This is a genomic window from Rubripirellula tenax, assembly GCF_007860125.1.
GTDB lineage: Bacteria > Planctomycetota > Planctomycetia > Pirellulales > Pirellulaceae > Rubripirellula > Rubripirellula tenax.
The window spans coordinates 1,049,570-1,071,311 of record NZ_SJPW01000003.1; the positions used below are offsets into that span (position 1 = coordinate 1,049,570).

Sequence of the window (21,742 nt, forward strand, 5' to 3'; positions counted from 1 at the left end):
GTCGCGGTGATTCAATCTTTCGAGGCAGGCGTTCACGAAGGCTGACAGGGCTGGCCCATGATTCTCAGTTCCAAGCGATCAGCGCTAGATCGATGAAACCGACTTGCTGCCGCTGGCGATCAGAAACCCAATCGAGATCGTCGTCGTCATCGGATATCGATTCAAGTTGGGGAATGAACATCTGCTCGGCTAGCTGGTCGGACGATCGTCCAAGCTTGTTGATGATCCGCAGGCTATCCAGTGCCGTGACCCGTCCGTCACCGTTGACATCATAGAAGTTGGCGGACGACGGGCGTCTTGCAAAACCCGTCAACTCGGATGAGGCAATGGTTTGTCCAAGGAAGTTGATCCCCATCAACGCGTCTAGCGCCGTGACTTGGCCATCGCCGTTGACGTCCAGCGCGTTGTCCGGATTCTGTATCGCCTCGCTGGCAATGCTGGCTGCGGTTGGTGGTGCCGCAGCCGGCGGCAACGTGATCATCATCAACCCGCCCGACGGCATCTGGTTGAATCGGACGCCCAATGTATCGAAGGCGTTGACCGATCCGTTGCGGTCGATGTCATAGATGTTGTCGATCCCGACACTGTTGCTGGTGGGGCTCTGGTTGAATCGAACGCCCAACGTGTCAAACGCGTTGACCGTCACATGCTTCGATGCCGACGTGGACCCGTTGATGTCACCGACTTGATTGCCGAAGTAGAACACATCGTCTTGAGTGAGTCCGGTGTTGGCGTTTGCCTTGATGGTGACTTCCAGCCACTTGTTCATGATGGCTTGATGAGGCCAGTCGATCGTGACACGTTTGGTTGTACCCGCGAGCGGTGCCACGTCGATCGCCGAAGCCGGCATGGAAGTCCACGCCAGGCTGTTGCCAAAGTCCTCGGTGTTACCGACACGGAATTCGAAGTCCGATGCCGCCAGTGTCGTAGCCGGCAGGTTGTCGATGTCGACGATGACTCGGTTGAGTCCCTGTGAGTAATTGGTGTAGTTCGCCATCGATGTCGTCGCGCTGGGCCCATGCAGCGCCGATTTGTTCGGGTCGGCCATGCCTTCGCCGTAAGTCGCGCCGGCACCTCGGTAAGCAACGCTACGACCAACGACGCTGGTAAGAACCGGCTCATTCGCGGTGAATTCGAACCAGTCGAAATTGTACGTGCCGCCGACAATTTCGATCCGGAAAACGCGATCTTCACCGGCCCATGCGGACAAATCGACGTTGTTGATTTTCGGCACGACCCAATTCCCGAAGCCGCCGGTGTTCGGCACAACGACGGTTCCGAGTTCCGTGAAGGTTTCCGTCGAATTGTCGTCGCCGACCAGAAGCCGAACGGACATCGTATTGTCGTTGGGTGACGCGACTCGTATCCCGATATCATAGGTTCCCGCGACAACATCGGCGGTGTACTCCAGCCATTCACCGTTGCGTGCGTTGCCAATCACTCGATTGCCCGATCCGTACACGTCAACGTCTTCGTCGGCGCGAAACGGATCCACTCCTCCAGAGTTTCCAGCGGTCGTATCGTAGTAGGCAACGTTCTGGCCGCCGAGATCAAACTCTTCGGCTTCAATGCGAGTTCCCGTCGTGACGGTACGAGGCGTGTAGGCAGATTGGCTCGGATCGTTGTCGGTGATTTCGGTGGTTGCACTAGCGATCGACAGTGACGTCGTCGCGGGACGGTAGGGGACCAGTCCGAGCGGTGCCGACGTATTGGCTTGGATCGATGCACCGGTGACGAAGATCAGCGAATCGCGGGTCATGGGGTTGGCACCTCGATACGTTCCCCAGCGGAACTGAAAGATGTTGTCCGGCTTTTCGTACTGGCCACGTCCTTTTAATTCGCCATTGAAATAGACCTCATAATCCAAGCCGTTTTCTCGAATTCGGATATCGAAGCTTTTGCCGACCATGTCTTCGGCAAGTGGAATCGTTAGCTGGCCACCACCATTGGCTCTCCGGTGCGTAAAGTGAATTCCTCCGTTGGCACTCATTCCGATGTGTACCGACCATTCCACGCTCGGTTGAAACGACTGAAAGATCGCCATCGATTCTGGTTTGACAATCGTGTACCTCGCCGAAAAATCATTCCAGGTTCCCGTTTGCCAACCGTTGGAATGCGATTCGATCCGCGCCGCCAACGCTCGCGTGTTGCGAACGTTCTCTTCACCTTCGAACACTCGGAATACTTGCGTGTTACCGTCTTCTTGGTACCACCGTGACCATCGATCGAAGTTGCTGCGCGGGATTACGGAATTCGCCAACGTGTGGATATTGATGCCCGGCCAGGTCGGCGTGTTCGCGTGGATGCCTTGTTCCACAACGGAATTGTTGACGTCGATCGTCGAGCCTGTGATACCCACGGTTGTGTTCGACCCCGTCGGCAATGCCCCGCTGTCGATCAATTCTTGAAACGATGGATCCGTGCCCGTTTGCGTGTACAAGTCGTCGAGGGTCACGTTCGGATAGTTGGGGTCCACGATCGGGCCGGTGATCGCATGAGTGATTGTCCCGGTATGAATGCCCTCGACGGCGAAGTCATCGATCGCGCGAACGGTAATCGTTTGCGAGGTCATGTCGGTCAGGCTGAAAACCTGCGTCGCGGCAAAGTTGATACCGTCGATGCTAACCTGGGTTTGAGCATCGGCGGTTGCGGTAATCTCGACGGCTCCCGTGGGAATCGTATCCAGCGCGATGGTGTAGGTGTCGGTGCTGCCGGCTTCGCTAATGTCTAAACTTTCCGCTCCCGAAACGGTGACGCCCGCATTGTCGTTGTCCGCAATGGTCGTTGTCACGGTCGAGGTATCGATGCCGACGTCGGGGTTGCTCGGATTCGAAATCCGAAAATTGACGGTTTCCGTGGCTTCGATCAAGAAGTCGTCGATCACGTTGATGATGTATGTCCCGGTTTGCTGGCCCGCCGCAACGCTGATCTTTGCACCGGCCGGCAACGCCACGTAGTCCAGACCGGCGGTTGCAGTGCCTGATCCCAAGTCGTTTAGATCAAACGAGATCGAAGCTCCGGAAATGTTCGGCTGGTCCAACGTCACGGTCAACTCAATCCCGGTCGCGCCAGCCTCTTGACCTTGTCTGAGGTCGAGTTGACTGTCCGCTGTTCTCACAGACAAATTTGCAGTCCCAAGACTCGGCAATTCGGTCTCGCCGACGAACCTGATTTCAGAAGCCATCACGATCGCTTCGCCCGAAAAGTTGTCCACATCCATTCGAATGTGAGTGACGTCCGCGACGGTGCTGGGCAACATCTGAACTTCGGCAGCGAACATGGCGACCGGCGGTGTCGGCGAAGTGCCCTGGTTAGCTGACTCGTCGGCGCTTCGCTGGGTCCATGTCAGTGTATCGTTGCCGGTGAAGGTCAGTCCGCCATCGATCGAGTACGACAGAATGGTGTTTTCAAAACCTCGATCTGATTGCCCGGCTTCGGTGCTGTTCCACAACGCCATGCCGGTGACATCAAACGTCCCGCCAAGATCAAACGTCAGTGTGTTGACACCCGCTCCGTTGCGGATTCGTGACACACGATCGCTATGGTTGCCGGACACGTGCTGGGGCCATGTGGCGGGAACGGGATCGCCGGTCTCGACGATCGATGCATCTGACAATCCTGATCCGTCATACCAATGGCTTCCGTTGGCGCCGTACTCCAGATACGAGCCGCCGACGGCTAGCAAGTCTGCATCGACCGGAGCAATCACAGTGGCCGCTAGCAATTGGCGTTTTTCGAGCGACTCGAGCCACAGGCATGTCCGAGTTCGGCTCCTGTGCGTTCTTCGTTTCGACAGAAAGCTGCGGAGGGATCGCATGAATGGAAGTCCTTGAAAGTGTGGCGACGCAGCGCTGCTTTCGATTGAAACGTGATTCGAGGGAGTGAGCTACAAGTCGTTCAGCGCCGAGTCGATCGCGGCTTCAAGAGCAACCGTATCGCCCGAAACCCAATCGAGATCGTCGTCGTCATCGGATGTCAATTCTAGCTGGGGAATGGAAGCCTGTTCGGCTTGCCCGCTCGATGCACTTCCTAGCTTGTTGATGATCTGCAAACTATCCAGCGCCGTAACTCGCCCGTCACCGTTGACGTCATAGAAGTGGGCAGGCGACGGACGCCCGGCAAACCCGGTCAACTCGGACGAGGGAATCGTTTGTCCAAGGAAGTTGATCCCCATCAACGCGTCTAGCGCCGTGACTTGGCCATCGCCGTTGACGTCCAGCGCGTTGTCCGGATTCTGTATCGCCGCACTGGCAATGCTGGCTGCGGTTGTTGGTGCCGCCGCCGGCGGCAGGGTGATCATCATCAACCCGCCCGAAGGCATCTGGTTGAATCGGACGTCCAGGGTATCGAAAGCGTTGACCGAACCGTTGCGGTCGATGTCATAGATGTTGTCGATGCCAACGCTGTTGCTGCTTGGGCTTTGGTGGAACCGGACATCCAGCGTGTCAAAGGCATTGACGGTCACATGCTTAGATGGCGAGATAGATCCGTCGACGTCACCGACTTGATTGCCAAAATAGAACACATCGTCTTGGTCAAGTCCGGTGTTGGCGTTTGCCTTGACAGTGACTTCCAACCATCGATTCATGATGGCTTGATGGGGCCAGTCGATCGTGACACGCTTGGTGGCGCCCGTCAGTGTCGCCACGTCGATCGCCGAAGACGGCATGGAAGTCCATGCGAGGTTGTTGCCAAAGTCCTCGGTATTACCGACGCGGAATTCGAAATCGGGTTGCGTCAACGTTGTCGCGGGCAGGTTGTCGATGTCGACGATGACTCGGTTGAGTCCCTGTGAGTAATTGGTGTAGTTCGCCATCGATGCCGTCGCGCCGGGCCCATGCAGCGCCGATTTGTTCGGGTCGGCCAGGCCTTCGCCGTAGGTCGCACCGGCGCCACGGTAAGCCACGCTGCGACCAACAACGCTGGTAACCGCATCTGTGACTTCAAACACGATGGTTACAGGAGTTCCAACTGTGCCAGTTAGACCTCCACCCGAGTAGGGCGTGACGACCAGTGTATGCTGGCCGAGTGCCAGAGTCCCGGCAGCGAAATCCCCAGCAGTATCGCCGAACAAAGCATAGGGTGCCACGCTTTCAGTTTGGTTCTTTGTTGTCGCTCCGCTGAGTGCGAATCGGACACTTCCAACGGCGAGGTTGGTCGTCGCACGGGCATTTAGGGTTGTCCTGGCGAGTTCGGTCAGGCTGATCACTGCACCGTTCGTCAGTTCGACGATGTCTGCGTCGCTATCAGAGTCGACCAGGAATACTTTGTTGATCGTCGGACCGCTGTTGTCGGCTACGACGGGACCAACACCTGTGAATAAGTCGAGCGATCGCCAACGGCCTCGTGCCCAGGCTGTTCCAGTACCTTCGGGAATCTCACCATTGGTGTCGGTATTGGATTCAACCGAAACGATGTCACCCGATTGCAGAGCAATGTCGTTCCAAACATGTTGATTGGGTTGCAGATCCAGCGGTGAGCCCGATCCGATGCGAGGGTTTTGGTAGGTGCCAACCACGGATCCGTTGACCAACAAACGATAGATGGATTCGCCATCCTCTTCGGTCAGCGTTGTGATCCGCAGGGGGTAGACGCCGGACTGCCCCGTGAAGGTGTGCGACGCGCGGGCGAACTTGTCGCGATCGGCGACAACGGCTGCGTTGATCGCCAACGCGTCATTGGGGTTGTCGGCGTAATAAACCACCTCGCCTGCATCGATGACCGGAAAGTTGGTTCGCGCGGCGAACGAATACGTTGCGGGCTGATCGAGCGCGCTGCTGACCTGTTCTAGCTTGCCGCTGCCGTCGGTGTAGCTGGCCACGACGCTGATCTTGGTTCCGACGTCCGCTGTGTTTAAAGCGTAGGTGTTGCCGGTTGCGCCGGATACATTCACGCCATCGCGCTGCCACTGATACCTGATCGGACCGATCCCATCGCCATCGGCCAGAGTATTGGATGCCGTTAGCGTTTGGCCTTCGGTCAACGTGCCGGTGATGGTCACCGATCCGGTGGGCGGGCTGTTGGTGTTCCCATCGCTGACGACGAAGTGAATCGTGATCGGCTGGCCCGCCGTGCCATTCAAACTCGCTTCTGAGAACGGCGTCACGACCAAGGTATGTTGTCCGACGTTCAACGTCCCCGGTCGATAGTTTCCGCTGTCGTCGCCGAACAGAGCGTAGGGGGCGACGGTTTCCGATTGGTTGCGTGTGGTTGCGCCCGTGAGCGCGAACCCGACGCTTCCTGCGGCGCCCTCGGTGGTTGCTCGGATATTCAGATTGGTCGTATCCATCGTGGCCAGGTTGATCACCATGCCGTCGGTCAACGCTGCGATGTCAGAATCGTTGTCGGCGTTGACTAGGAAGGCTCCATCGACGGCCAGTCCGGGTACGAAGAATTCGGAAGTCACCAGAATGGCCCAGTCTTCGCCAACACTGTTGGGCGGTTGCCCCAGCGACACGGTTCCGCCACCGTTGACCTGGGTCACCGTGCCGTCCAGTAGCCCGCCTCCGTTTCGCGGATCAAACCATTTGACATTGAATACTTCGTTCGCCGGCGAAGTGCCGAGATTCAAACTGGTCGTGCCGCCGTTCTTCAAATAAACCGTGTAGACCTCGCCCTCTTTGTAGAAACCATAGTCGTTCGACGCGGTGCTGATCGAGTCGTCGCCGATCATTTCCCAAAACGGGATGTCGAAGTCTTCGAAAAACGATTTCGCATATCGGGTGTAGTCCCACCAGTTGTCGCGACTTCGGAAGTCCTCGAGAGTCAAATCCGATTCGGCGTGCCCGTAACCGAAATACCATTCGTTGCCGGCGCCACCTGCCATCAAGGTTCCCCAGAGGGCATTTTTCCGGCCGTCGACGTGACTGTTGCCCGCATCGTTGTCGGGTCGTAACGCGTGCTGGGCGTCACCCGGTTCGTCGACGGCAACGACCCATTTCTTACCTGCGGCTGCCGAGTTCGCGACCCACGTCGCCGTGTCTACGTGAACATTCGAGAAATCGGCTTGACTGGTTTGCAGCGACAAGCCCGTCAGCTCCGATGCACTTCCTAGCAACGGTGTGTATCGCTGATCTTTTTGCCCGGGATAAGTATGGAGAACGACATTGTGCCGGTACGGATCATTGTCGTGGAAGTACTGGGCAAAATCCTTGAGTTGCTGTGTCGTGTTCGTCGTCTCTTCGCCCAGATTCCAGTTCATGCCCAGGTGGTGACTGAATCTTGCAATCAACTCGCGATAATAGAGCTTTCGCTCGTTGCCCAAGTCGCCGCCATCAAGCAGTTGGTCGTTTTCGGTTTCTTGGGTTTTGAAATGCAAGTACATTCCCATCTTGTCGCCATGCTCGAAAACGATCTCCCATTGGTCGAGCTTGGAAACGTCGATGCGACTCCGCTCGGAATATGTCGTATAGGGGAAAACATTCTTGTCGTCTCCGTTGATATTCATCGTCAGGAAGGAAAACGCATTGAGGTCTTCCGAGGCCAAGTAGTTGATCGCGCCGATTAGTCCTTTGCCGTACGTGCCTTGCGTGCCGTCGACCTGCGACCATGTTGGATCACCGGCATTCCAATCAGCCTCGTGTGCATTCCATTGCTTGATGGATTCGGCTTCACTAGCAAACGTTCCTCGGTTGTAGTTTCCGTCGGTCTTGAAGTCTCCATCCACATCGGCGTATGCCAACAGGTTCTCCGGTGCATCGGGACCTTGCTTGATGAAGAAATCGCCCGTTCCGGCGAATTGCAAATAGTGTTCGCCGACGTATTCAAGGCGTCCCTTGGCACGAAAATCATCACCCGTCTTGTCCGTCGCGCCGATCGTAAAACTGCCCGTGATTCCATGAAGCGGAGCCAAGGCAGTGCCGGCCGTGGGACTGTCGTTGACCGCAACATTGGTCCCGGTACGGAACGAGATCGAATAGTTCCACGAACCCTCGACATCGGCCGCCAAGTGGGCACGCCATTTGTTTCCGCTGGTCGCGCCCGTATTGGCGGCATCGCCGTCGGCGGCGAAATAGCCGGGAACCGTATAGGAAAGTCCGCTGGCGGGATGCGTGAACGTGACGTTCATGCGGTAGTCCGTAAACGGATTGACAGAACCACTCTCGCTGGCCGTGGGGCCATCAAGCGTCAACGTGGTTTTGTGCCATTGCTTCAACTCGCCCGTGATCGCCACGTTGCCCGTGTCCTGAGCAGGGATGAAAGACGATTCGGGTGTGTTCAGGTTTTGGGCTGTGCCAACAGCGGTACTCTCGTGTCGGAACACGATTCGATCGATGCTGTAAAACTTTGATCGGCCCGACACGACCAACGTGTACTCCTCGCCCGCTTTGAAATCGTAAACAGCGACTCGTTTATTGGTGTCTCCGCCCGGGTCAAGCTGATTACCGGAATCCCATTTGAAGCTGTTCAGAGCGCCGCCGAAAAACTTGGTGTTGCTCTGCAACAGACTTAGCGATGCGTTGTTGCCATGGCTACCGTGCGGGCCGGGGCCAGCGTTGTAGTCTCCGTCGACGCGAACGTAGGCGTCATTGCTGATGTCGGTTCGCGTCGGATCAGCGCTGTTTTCTTTGGCGGATCGCAGGTGCAGGTAATAGAGCCCCGGAGTGTTGATGCGAAACCTGTACTCCAAAGGCGAATTCGCGGGTCCGCTTTGGTAGTTGTTGCCAAGAAACTGAAAATAACTATCGCCGGTATAGTTCGACAACTGAGTCTGTTCCTGCCACAAACCCAAGTCCGACGGAGTGTTCTCCATCTCCATGACAACCAAGCCGTTTGCTTCGTTGTAAACACCTGACGTCGATGCCGCCGATTCACCGATGAATCGAATTTCTGACGCCATGACGATATTGTCAGATCCGGCAGTCGAGAAATTATCGACGTTCATTCGGACATGCGTGACACCTCCGACCGCACTGGACAGCATCTTGACTTCGGGTGCGAACAAGGCGACCGGCGGTGTCGGCGTGTTTCCCTGATTGGCCGAACCGTCTGCACCCCGTTCGGTCCACGTCAACGAGTCGCTGCCGGTGAAGGTCAATCCGCCGTCGGTCGAATAGGACAGGACGGTGTTTTCAAAACCACGATCGGTTTGTCCCGCCTCGGTGCTATTCCAAAGCACCATTCCGCTGACATCAAATGTCCCACCAAGATCGAACGTTAGTACATTGACTTCCGAAGCGAGTCGGATTCTGGAAACTCGCGTGCTGTTGTTGCCCGCAACGTGTTCCGGCCAGAGGGTGGGAATCGGATCACCGGTTTCAACAACGCTGGCATCGGAGATACCCGAGCCGTCATACCACTGGCTTCCGCTCGTCCCATATTCATGATAGGAACCGGCTTCGCTGAACAATTCAGCACCGACGGGAGCGATCACGCCGACCGCCAGCAGTTGCCGTTTTTCAAGCGACTCCAACCGCAAGCGGGCCCGGGTTCGATTTCTGGATGGTTTTCGTTCCGATAGGCTGTGGCGATGCGAATGAAACACTGGGCATCCTTGATGAAACTAGCGATGTACCGCTCACCCTGATGTCAAACATTGGGAGTGAATGACTGTACGACCGATTCACCGCCCAAGCCACCACTCAGGCCGTGTTGATTGTCGAAACGCCTTCCATTAGACCGAAGTCTTCTGGCTTTTGCGACGTCGGAAACGACGGACCAACAAACTACCACCACCCAGAATCGCAATCGCAACGACGGAACTGGGTTCTGGAATCGCCGTAACGGTGAAGCTTAGATTGGCTCGTGCTGCGACGGGACGGTTCATCGAATTGCGAAATGATGCGTTGGGACTGCTTAGCGTGACTCCGTAGGTGCCTGGGGCCAGACCGGTCGTATCCACATTGACGGTGAACCATCGCAGCGGTGCCAAAGAGTCGTTGACTGGTTGCATCGCATTGGTGAATTCTTGATTGATCAGAAACGATGTATCGGACTCCTTCGAGATCGTCGAGGCAGCCAAATTACCGGCGCCAAAATAGCCAACCGTCCCAGCGCCGGTGGCGCTGACCGTGCCCGTCGCGTTGGTCGCCGTCTCGGTTCCTGCCGGCACGATGATTCCTTCGATCAAACCCTGTTCTAGGCTGAAGAAGGCAACGACGCTCGAGACGGGTTGCGCGGCACTGCCGCCAAGATCTTCCCCTAGAAAGAAGTCGATGGATTGATTCGCACGCGATTGTTCCAGGTCGACGTTTTCCGCGCCGGGTGTGCCAATCGAGATCACATAGTCCGCCGACGCGGAAAGTGAATAAAGGAGGACAATGCAGATTGCTTCGAGGCAACGTCGAGACGGGGGCATGTAGTTTTCTCGTTCTAGGTGTGGATCTTAGGAGTGTCGTTCAAGGAAGAAATGGAGTTACCAGTCGCTCAGCGCCGAATCGATCGTCGCTTCTATCCCAGCCGAATTGTCCGAAACCCAATCCAAGTCGTCGTCATCATCGGATGTCGATTCTAGTTGGGGAATGGGAATTTGCTCGGAATGTTGGTTGGATGCGCGCCCCAGCTTGTTGATGATCTGCAAACTATCCAGCGCCGTAACTCGCCCGTCACCATTGACGTCATAGAAGTGGGCAGGCGACGGACGTCCGGCAAACCCGGTCAACTCGGACGAGGGAATCGTTTGTCCAAGGAAGTTGATCCCCATCAACGCGTCTAGCGCCGTGACTTGGCCATCGCCGTTGACGTCCAGCGCGTTGTCCGGATTCTGTATCGCCGCACTGGCAATGCTGGCTGCGGTTGTTGGTGCCGCCGGCGGCGGCAGGGTGATCATCATCAACCCGCCCGAAGGCATCTGGTTGAATCGGACGTCCAGGGTATCGAAAGCGTTGACCGAACCGTTGCGGTCGATGTCATAGATGTTGTCGATGCCAACGCTGTTGCTGCTTGGGCTTTGGTGGAACCGGACATCCAGCGTGTCAAAGGCATTGACGGTCACATGCTTAGATGGCGAGATAGATCCGTCGACGTCACCGACTTGATTGCCAAAATAGAACACATCGTCTTGGTCAAGTCCGGTGTTGGCGTTTGCCTTGACAGTGACTTCCAACCATCGATTCATGATGGCTTGATGGGGCCAGTCGATCGTGACACGCTTGGTGGCGCCCGTCAGTGTCGCCACGTCGATCGCCGAAGACGGCATGGAAGTCCATGCGAGGTTGTTGCCAAAGTCCTCGGTATTACCGACGCGGAATTCGAAATCGGGTTGCGTCAACGTTGTCGCGGGCAGGTTGTCGATGTCGACGATGACTCGGTTGAGTCCCTGTGAGTAATTGGTGTAGTTCGCCATCGATGCCGTCGCGCCGGGCCCATGCAGCGCCGATTTGTTCGGGTCGGCCAGGCCTTCGCCGTAGGTCGCACCGGCGCCACGGTAAGCCACGCTGCGACCAACAACGCTGGTAACCGCATCTGTGACTTCAAACACGATGGTTACAGGAGTTCCAACTGTGCCAGTTAGACCTCCACCCGAGTAGGGCGTGACGACCAGTGTATGCTGGCCGAGTGCCAGAGTCCCGGCAGCGAAATCCCCAGCAGTATCGCCGAACAAAGCATAGGGTGCCACGCTTTCAGTTTGGTTCTTTGTTGTCGCTCCGCTGAGTGCGAATCGGACACTTCCAACGGCGAGGTTGGTCGTCGCACGGGCATTTAGGGTTGTCCTGGCGAGTTCGGTCAGGCTGATCACTGCACCGTTCGTCAGTTCGACGATGTCTGCGTCGCTATCAGAGTCGACCAGGAATACTTTGTTGATCGTCGGACCGCTGTTGTCGGCTACGACGGGACCAACACCTGTGAATAAGTCGAGCGATCGCCAACGGCCTCGTGCCCAGGCTGTTCCAGTACCTTCGGGAATCTCACCATTGGTGTCGGTATTGGATTCAACCGAAACGATGTCACCCGATTGCAGAGCAATGTCGTTCCAAACATGTTGATTGGGTTGCAGATCCAGCGGTGAGCCCGATCCGATGCGAGGGTTTTGGTAGGTGCCAACCACGGATCCGTTGACCAACAAACGATAGATGGATTCGCCATCCTCTTCGGTCAGCGTTGTGATCCGCAGGGGGTAGACGCCGGACTGCCCCGTGAAGGTGTGCGACGCGCGGGCGAACTTGTCGCGATCGGCGACAACGGCTGCGTTGATCGCCAACGCGTCATTGGGGTTGTCGGCGTAATAAACCACCTCGCCTGCATCGATGACCGGAAAGTTGGTTCGCGCGGCGAACGAATACGTTGCGGGCTGATCGAGCGCGCTGCTGACCTGTTCTAGCTTGCCGCTGCCGTCGGTGTAGCTGGCCACGACGCTGATCTTGGTTCCGACGTCCGCTGTGTTTAAAGCGTAGGTGTTGCCGGTTGCGCCGGATACATTCACGCCATCGCGCTGCCACTGATACCTGATCGGACCGATCCCATCGCCATCGGCCAGAGTATTGGATGCCGTTAGCGTTTGGCCTTCGGTCAACGTGCCGGTGATGGTCACCGATCCGGTGGGCGGGCTGTTGGTGTTCCCATCGCTGACGACGAAGTGAATCGTGATCGGCTGGCCCGCCGTGCCATTCAAACTCGCTTCTGAGAACGGCGTCACGACCAAGGTATGTTGTCCGACGTTCAACGTCCCCGGTCGATAGTTTCCGCTGTCGTCGCCGAACAGAGCGTAGGGGGCGACGGTTTCCGATTGGTTGCGTGTGGTTGCGCCCGTGAGCGCGAACCCGACGCTTCCTGCGGCGCCCTCGGTGGTTGCTCGGATATTCAGATTGGTCGTATCCATCGTGGCCAGGTTGATCACCATGCCGTCGGTCAACGCTGCGATGTCAGAATCGTTGTCGGCGTTGACTAGGAAGGCTCCATCGACGGCCAGTCCGGGTACGAAGAATTCGGAAGTCACCAGAATGGCCCAGTCTTCGCCAACACTGTTGGGCGGTTGCCCCAGCGACACGGTTCCGCCACCGTTGACCTGGGTCACCGTGCCGTCCAGTAGCCCGCCTCCGTTTCGCGGATCAAACCATTTGACATTGAATACTTCGTTCGCCGGCGAAGTGCCGAGATTCAAACTGGTCGTGCCGCCGTTCTTCAAATAAACCGTGTAGACCTCGCCCTCTTTGTAGAAACCATAGTCGTTCGACGCGGTGCTGATCGAGTCGTCGCCGATCATTTCCCAAAACGGGATGTCGAAGTCTTCGAAAAACGATTTCGCATATCGGGTGTAGTCCCACCAGTTGTCGCGACTTCGGAAGTCCTCGAGAGTCAAATCCGATTCGGCGTGCCCGTAACCGAAATACCATTCGTTGCCGGCGCCACCTGCCATCAAGGTTCCCCAGAGGGCATTTTTCCGGCCGTCGACGTGACTGTTGCCCGCATCGTTGTCGGGTCGTAACGCGTGCTGGGCGTCACCCGGTTCGTCGACGGCAACGACCCATTTCTTACCTGCGGCTGCCGAGTTCGCGACCCACGTCGCCGTGTCTACGTGAACATTCGAGAAATCGGCTTGACTGGTTTGCAGCGACAAGCCCGTCAGCTCCGATGCACTTCCTAGCAACGGTGTGTATCGCTGATCTTTTTGCCCGGGATAAGTATGGAGAACGACATTGTGCCGGTACGGATCATTGTCGTGGAAGTACTGGGCAAAATCCTTGAGTTGCTGTGTCGTGTTCGTCGTCTCTTCGCCCAGATTCCAGTTCATGCCCAGGTGGTGACTGAATCTTGCAATCAACTCGCGATAATAGAGCTTTCGCTCGTTGCCCAAGTCGCCGCCATCAAGCAGTTGGTCGTTTTCGGTTTCTTGGGTTTTGAAATGCAAGTACATTCCCATCTTGTCGCCATGCTCGAAAACGATCTCCCATTGGTCGAGCTTGGAAACGTCGATGCGACTCCGCTCGGAATATGTCGTATAGGGGAAAACATTCTTGTCGTCTCCGTTGATATTCATCGTCAGGAAGGAAAACGCATTGAGGTCTTCCGAGGCCAAGTAGTTGATCGCGCCGATTAGTCCTTTGCCGTACGTGCCTTGCGTGCCGTCGACCTGCGACCATGTTGGATCACCGGCATTCCAATCAGCCTCGTGTGCATTCCATTGCTTGATGGATTCGGCTTCACTAGCAAACGTTCCTCGGTTGTAGTTTCCGTCGGTCTTGAAGTCTCCATCCACATCGGCGTATGCCAACAGGTTCTCCGGTGCATCGGGACCTTGCTTGATGAAGAAATCGCCCGTTCCGGCGAATTGCAAATAGTGTTCGCCGACGTATTCAAGGCGTCCCTTGGCACGAAAATCATCACCCGTCTTGTCCGTCGCGCCGATCGTAAAACTGCCCGTGATTCCATGAAGCGGAGCCAAGGCAGTGCCGGCCGTGGGACTGTCGTTGACCGCAACATTGGTCCCGGTACGGAACGAGATCGAATAGTTCCACGAACCCTCGACATCGGCCGCCAAGTGGGCACGCCATTTGTTTCCGCTGGTCGCGCCCGTATTGGCGGCATCGCCGTCGGCGGCGAAATAGCCGGGAACCGTATAGGAAAGTCCGCTGGCGGGATGCGTGAACGTGACGTTCATGCGGTAGTCCGTAAACGGATTGACAGAACCACTCTCGCTGGCCGTGGGGCCATCAAGCGTCAACGTGGTTTTGTGCCATTGCTTCAACTCGCCCGTGATCGCCACGTTGCCCGTGTCCTGAGCAGGGATGAAAGACGATTCGGGTGTGTTCAGGTTTTGGGCTGTGCCAACAGCGGTACTCTCGTGTCGGAACACGATTCGATCGATGCTGTAAAACTTTGATCGGCCCGACACGACCAACGTGTACTCCTCGCCCGCTTTGAAATCGTAAACAGCGACTCGTTTATTGGTGTCTCCGCCCGGGTCAAGCTGATTACCGGAATCCCATTTGAAGCTGTTCAGAGCGCCGCCGAAAAACTTGGTGTTGCTCTGCAACAGACTTAGCGATGCGTTGTTGCCATGGCTACCGTGCGGGCCGGGGCCAGCGTTGTAGTCTCCGTCGACGCGAACGTAGGCGTCATTGCTGATGTCGGTTCGCGTCGGATCAGCGCTGTTTTCTTTGGCGGATCGCAGGTGCAGGTAATAGAGCCCCGGAGTGTTGATGCGAAACCTGTACTCCAAAGGCGAATTCGCGGGTCCGCTTTGGTAGTTGTTGCCAAGAAACTGAAAATAACTATCGCCGGTATAGTTCGACAACTGAGTCTGTTCCTGCCACAAACCCAAGTCCGACGGAGTGTTCTCCATCTCCATGACAACCAAGCCGTTTGCTTCGTTGTAAACACCTGACGTCGATGCCGCCGATTCACCGATGAATCGAATTTCTGACGCCATGACGATATTGTCAGATCCGGCAGTCGAGAAATTATCGACGTTCATTCGGACATGCGTGACACCTCCGACCGCACTGGACAGCATCTTGACTTCGGGTGCGAACAAGGCGACCGGCGGTGTCGGCGTGTTTCCCTGATTGGCCGAACCGTCTGCACCCCGTTCGGTCCACGTCAACGAGTCGCTGCCGGTGAAGGTCAATCCGCCGTCGGTCGAATAGGACAGGACGGTGTTTTCAAAACCACGATCGGTTTGTCCCGCCTCGGTGCTATTCCAAAGCACCATTCCGCTGACATCAAATGTCCCACCAAGATCGAACGTTAGTACATTGACTTCCGAAGCGAGTCGGATTCTGGAAACTCGCGTGCTGTTGTTGCCCGCAACGTGTTCCGGCCAGAGGGTGGGAATCGGATCACCGGTTTCAACAACGCTGGCATCGGAGATACCCGAGCCGTCATACCACTGGCTTCCGCTCGTCCCATATTCATGATAGGAACCGGCTTCGCTGAACAATTCAGCACCGACGGGAGCGATCACGCCGACCGCCAGCAGTTGCCGTTTTTCAAGCGACTCCAACCGCAAGCGGGCCCGGGTTCGATTTCTGGATGGTTTTCGTTCCGATAGGCTGTGGCGATGCGAATGAAACACTGGGCATCCTTGATGAAACTAGCGATGTACCGCTCACCCTGATGTCAAACATTGGGAGTGAATGACTGTACGACCGATTCACCGCCCAAGCCACCACTCAGGCCGTGTTGATTGTCGAAACGCCTTCCATTAGACCGAAGTCTTCTGGCTTTTGCGACGTCGGAAACGACGGACCAACAAACTACCACCACCCAGAATCGCAATCGCAACGACGGAACTGGGTTCTGGAATCGCCGTAACGGTGAAGCTTAGATTGGCCCTCGCTGCGACGGGACGGTTCATCGAATTGCGAAATGATGCGTTGGGACTGCTTAGCGTGACTCCGTAGGTGCCTGGGGCCAGACCGGTCGTATCCACATTGACGGTGAACCATCGCAGCGGTGCCAAAGAGTCGTTGACTGGTTGCATCGCATTAGTGAATTCTTGATTGATCAGAAACGATGTATCGGATTCCTTCGAGATCGTCGAGGCAGCCAAATTGCCGGCGCCAAAATAGCCAACCGTCCCAGCGCCGGTGGCGCTGACCGTGCCCGTCGCGTTGGTCGCCGTCTCGGTTCCTGCCGGCACGATGATTCCTTCGATCAAACCCTGTTCTAGGCTGAAGAAGGCAACGACGCTCGAGACGGGTTGCGCGGCACTGCCGCCAAGGTCTTCCCCTAGAAAGAAGTCGATGGATTGATTCGCACGCGATTGTTCCAGGTCGACGTTTTCCGCGCCGGGAGTGCCAATCGAGATCACATAGTCCGCCGACGCGGGCACTCCATGGCACAGCGAGATCAGTACAACCGCAACGCAAGCTTTCAACGATCGGAGGCAGCGGTTGCTGCTTAAGAGATAGGTCATTCTTTTTTATTCCAAGTACTTAGTGCTAAATCAAAGATGCTGTCTTGTTGCAATGTTCGATCGGAAACCCAATCCAATTCATCGTCGCGGTCCGATAGTGAGTCTTGCTGGTCAATGGCGCTCATTTCAGCTTGCTGACTCGATGATCGTCCCAGCTTGTTGATGATCTGCAGACTGTCCAGGGCGGTCACCTGGCCATCACCGCTGACGTCATAGAAGAACGCCGACGACTGGCGTTCTGAGAAACCCCACAGTTCGGACGACGCAGCGGTTTGTCCGAGGAAGTTGATTCCGATCAAGGCGTCCAACGCCGTGACCTGTCCATCACCGTTAACGTCCAACGCGTTGTTGGGATTCTGTACCGCAACGCTGCTGGCTGCCGGTGGTGCTGCTTCTGGTGCTGCCGCTGTTGCTTCTGGTGCTGCCGCTGGCGGCAGTGTGATCATCATCAGTCCACCCGAAGGCATCTGACTGAATCGTACGTCCAGGGTATCGAAAGCGTTGACCGATCCGTTGCGGTCGATGTCATAAATGTTGTCGATGCCAACGCTGTTGCTGCTGGGACTCTGGTGGAATCGTACATCTAGCGTGTCAAACGCGTTAACGGTCACATGCTTCGATGGCGAAGTGGATCCGTCGACGTCACCGACTTGATTGCCAAAGTAGAACACATCGTCTTGGGTAAGCCCGGTGTTGGCGTTTGCCTTGACGGTGACTTCCAACCATTGGTTCATGATGGTTTGGTGAGGCCAGTCGATGGTGACACGCTTGGTCGTCCCGGCTAGCGCCGCGACGTTGATCGCCGACGGCGATGTGGACGTCCAGGCCAGGCTGTTGCCAAAGTCTTCGGTGTTGCCGACACGAAACTGGAAATCGGATTCCGTCAGCGTCGTCGCCGGCAGATTGTCGATGTCAACGACGACTCGGTTGATGCCTTGCGAGTAGTTGGTGTAGTTGGCCATCGATGCCGCGGCACCGGGCCCGTGCAGCGCCGACTTGTTCGGGTCGACCATGCCTTCGCCATAAATCGCACTGGCGCCACGGTAGGCCAAGCCGCGATTAACGATGGTGGACGCAACTGACACCACGGCATAGTCCGACAGCACCACCGTACTGCTAGACGCATCATACGTCACTAAGAAAGTGCCTTCACCGCCGACCGTTGTGATTCGTTGGCCACTTTCAACATTGCCAAACTCGCCCGCCAGATTCGTGCTGGAAACCACGAGTGTGAAGGTGTCCGCCGCCGACGGAACAAAGGAATCGGTCAGCGAAACGGTCAGCGTTCCATCCAGCGTCCCCGCGTTGGTTATCAACTGATCGTACTGTGTTCCAGCGATCGTGCCTCCGATATCGACGCTGAGTCCGTCGATCGTTGCGCGGGTGACGACGACGCTGGACGTGCGGTTGTCGAAGCTTGCAAGATCAGCCGTCGAAGACGTGTACGTGGCTTGGTCATCGGAAAACTGAAAATTGTAAACCGTCACGACGAACCCTTCAGGAATGCTGATCGATGACGCTTCGTTATTGCGAACCAGCGAAGCGTCAAGGTCAACGTTCGCGTAGCGGCCCTCGGGCAATTCTAGTGTTTGACCATGGAAGTTGATTCCTTCAAACAGGACGACATTCGGCGTCGTATTTCGGTCGACTACCTCAGGCCGTCCACCGGGGAAGTACGACGCAATGATTGCATCAATGCGAGCCACTGCGGCAGTCCGACGCTCGACGCCGTTGTAGGCGGAAGCTTCATACCCGGTATTGCCGTTGTTGGTATTGCGTAGCGTGTCCCAAAGCGGTTCACCTGAGAAATAGTAGGCCCTTACCTTGTTGTCCACGGCGTTCCACTGAGCTTGGGTCTGTGGAACTGAATTCCTCGCCTCGATCAACCGATCGTAAATTCCGACCGAAGGTTCCAAACCTTCGTTTGCCATCGCAGTGTCGAGCTGGGACCGATTGCTTGGGCTATGCCCCCAAAGTTTAAACAGCGGCGCAACGTTGACGCCCGCCTCGCGTGAAAGTCGCAGGATTCGATCATTCGCGTTGTGATTGGTGCGAATGATGCCAAGTTCGCTCCAGTCTTTTCCATCAGCTTCGTTGTTGAGAGTACGGTGGAAATTCTCGTACGCTTCCCAGCCAAATAGTTCCACGTACTCGACGTAATCCGCATGTCCGCGTGGACGATACGCAGCCTGCGCACGGACCATGTCCTGGTTGGACAGGAACTGATCCATCACAACCCAACTGTTCAGTATGTCGGACGTCGTGTGGTTAAAAGTATTCCCGAAGGCCATTGAACCAGCGAATGCTCGCTGCAACGTGCGACCTTCTACCTTGTGCCCCACCGCCGTTGCCAGCATGTGAACCTGTGCTTCGGGTTCACCGTTAAACATCGTAAGCAATTCCGCATGACCGTGTTCGTGAAGCAATACACTGTCTCCGTTTCCAGCGGTAGCGTTAGCGACGGTCAGCGGGGCTTTCACGGTACTGGATGAGAAATTGCCGTAGTTGCTTTGCGGGTACCCGATACTGAACGCGGTGCCGCGAATTTGCGTGTCCACGATCATGTAGAGAATCGCTTTGGTGCGATCAGCATCTCTTCCCGCCGCAACCGAAGCGGTCTGAATCATTGCATCATGGGCCTCTATGATCGCCATGATTTGAGCGTGACTCATCGTCCGCACCCACTTTGATGGGACGGTCCACATTGAGTATTCGCTCTCGATATCGGTAAACGCGCCTGGGTAGGCTCGTTCGGTGTTCCACTCGCTAGCCGACGTTTCGTCGAAACCGCGATCGGAGAAGAACGGTGCGCGAACCGTGTTGCGGAACTGCACATCGACAATTCCCGCATCCGCCCCAACGGGAACTTCGATGTAGATGTTGCCGCCCATCGGGTTGGCAACCTGAGTGACCGTACTGGTGATGTTGAACTGGTTACTGACGCGATGCAAGCGGTTGGCAGAGTTCTTGTTTGATAGATCCCACGAGTGCCCACCCACACGGATTTTATATCCCGCGTTGACCAATGCTTGCGGCACAATCACTTCGGCGATGCTGCCCGGCGCAAGATAGGCACCGGTCATGCGGCGAGCCTCGTTGGATTCATAGCCGCCGGGACTGCCAAATTGAGCCGCCAGACTCCCGTCGATACGCACTTGGTAGACCGCATTCGGGTCGGTGGGTGGGGCAACTGTGCCGGGGAAGTTCTGCGTTGATTTGAACATCACGGTGTCGACAACGTCAGGAAATTCCCTGATCAGGTTCGCGTTGGTGGCATCAAAGATCGCTTGGTAAACACGGAAAATGGCACGCTCTAAACCGCGGCTATCGTTACTGGTTGGCCAGTCATTGTCGAAACTGGAAATGCCCTGGCTAGTAAAAAGCGGGCCCTTTTCGGTCTCGTAGAGTTCCACCACTTCGACGGCTGCCACAAAATCGTTGATGCGATTGCCTAGTGAGCCGGACTCGTTGTCAAACGTATTGCTCCAAGTTTTAAGCTCAGCAAACGTCATCGTGTCCGTCCCGAGGATGTGTGCTTCCAAGGCATCAAAGCGATCGCTAGCCACAACGGTTGTCGACGCAAAAATGCCGCCCGGTTCGATCGCAAGACCGCCGACGACTTCCGCCGACCAGTGTGCAACTTCGGTGTCGCCGGATTGTTCTTCATTGATAAAGATCGTCGCGGTGGTGTTACTCAATGCGGTCAGACCAACGGTCGATGGGTCCGTGCCATTGATGGTTTGCATGTTTGCGAAGAACGCCGGCGCTGTGTCGAAGCCCGCCCCGTTTATCGAACGGTCGAAGTCCTGATGCGTGATAATGGGTGACGTAATGAACGCTTGGAAGTCTTGGTCGCCCGTTGAACCAACTCCGCTGTCGATCAGAATGAATCCGACTGTCTCGGCGCCGTGAATGTCGTCTGCGGCTTCTTCTTCCTGGATTCGAATCTGAAAGTCGTTGTTAGACGATACATTCGCTCGCGTTGTCGCAGCGGCAGCATCGTTGTCGGTCATGATCTGCGACAACAACACCGGGCGAGAACTGAATAAATCATCGGTGGAGAAGGACGTCCAGGTATGCGTTTGATCGGTCAAGTAACCGGCGACCAGCCTTGTTCCATCGGTCAGCCGGTGTGTGCCGCCCTCGACGACCAAGTAGGAAACGGTCTCGGTCGCGTGAGTTCCGTCAAGGTAGTCCCATTCATCCACCGAGATTTCGAAGCTGTTACTGTTAACGTTACGAACTCGGACCGTTGCCGGAGAACCGTCATTTTGAGACGGAGGCCCCGCGATGACCACGGGATTGACGAACGTTTGAGTCAGATTGATCGTTTCCCAGGTATCTGACACTTGTGCCGTTCCAACGAGCCCAATCTGCCCGTCCCCCACAAAGTCTGGGATGTCGGCGGCCAAGAGTTGTCGTCGTTCGAGCGTTTCAAGCCGTGAACGTCGAATCCGGTTGCTGACTTGCCGGTTTCTAAGCTTTGCACGAGAATTCAACATGATGGGGTTCCACCCGGGATGAGTTTGCATCGTCCGACAGACGACGCGAGAGATGAGTTGTGGATCGCGAACCTATTGCATTGCTCGCGAAAAACGAATTCTGAAGTTGGTTTTTCGTTAAGACTTTCGTCGTCTCAGGCGATCCCGCTTTTCAAACGCGACAGTCATTCCCCCGTTTGATTCTTCGCCGCATCGATTGGCGACACTTATCGTCGCCGCTTTCGATGGACCAGACATCCCGTACCCCCGATCAGCATCAGGGCAACGACGGAACTGGGTTCTGGAATCGCCGTAACGGTGAAGCTTAGATTGGCCCTCGCTGCGACGGGACGGTTCATCGAATTGCGAAATGATGCGTTGGGACTGCTTAGCGTGACTCCGTAGGTGCCTGGGGCCAGACCGGTCGTATCCACATTGACGGTGAACCATCGCAGCGGTGCCAAAG

The 21,742-nt window shown here is 56.2% G+C and carries 7 protein-coding genes; all 7 read right to left on the reverse strand.

From position 1 onward, the window contains the following. Positions 1-64: 64 nt before the first annotated feature. Entirely contained in the window at positions 65-3,817 is a 3,753-nt protein-coding gene (locus Poly51_RS14470) for a dockerin type I domain-containing protein (RefSeq protein WP_146458461.1), read from the reverse strand. Between the two features lie 69 nt (positions 3,818-3,886). Beyond that, positions 3,887-9,412: a DUF5060 domain-containing protein gene (locus Poly51_RS14475; protein WP_146458462.1), complete on the reverse strand. Its 5,526-nt coding sequence runs from the start codon at positions 9,410-9,412 to the stop codon at positions 3,887-3,889. 201 nt (positions 9,413-9,613) lie between these two features. After that, positions 9,614-10,297: a PEP-CTERM sorting domain-containing protein gene (locus Poly51_RS14480; RefSeq protein WP_146458463.1), complete on the reverse strand. Its 684-nt coding sequence runs from the start codon at positions 10,295-10,297 to the stop codon at positions 9,614-9,616. A gap of 57 nt (positions 10,298-10,354) precedes the next feature. After that, the gene (locus Poly51_RS14485; RefSeq protein ID WP_146458464.1) at positions 10,355-15,880 is read right to left on the reverse strand and encodes a DUF5060 domain-containing protein; all 5,526 of its coding nucleotides are present in this window, start codon (positions 15,878-15,880) and stop codon (positions 10,355-10,357) included. A gap of 201 nt (positions 15,881-16,081) precedes the next feature. After that, positions 16,082-16,795, reverse strand: coding sequence for a PEP-CTERM sorting domain-containing protein (locus Poly51_RS14490; RefSeq protein WP_146458465.1), 714 nt, complete (start codon positions 16,793-16,795; stop codon positions 16,082-16,084). Further along, positions 16,792-21,297 (reverse strand): M60 family peptidase N-terminal accessory domain-containing protein, encoded by a 4,506-nt coding sequence (locus Poly51_RS14495; protein ID WP_186775555.1) that lies wholly within the window; start codon positions 21,295-21,297, stop codon positions 16,792-16,794. The genes Poly51_RS14490 and Poly51_RS14495 overlap by 4 nt, the downstream gene beginning before the upstream one ends. Positions 21,298-21,503: 206 nt before the next feature. After that, positions 21,504-21,742 (reverse strand): PEP-CTERM sorting domain-containing protein (locus Poly51_RS14500; RefSeq protein ID WP_146458467.1); only part of this gene is annotated, 239 nt, incomplete at its 5' end.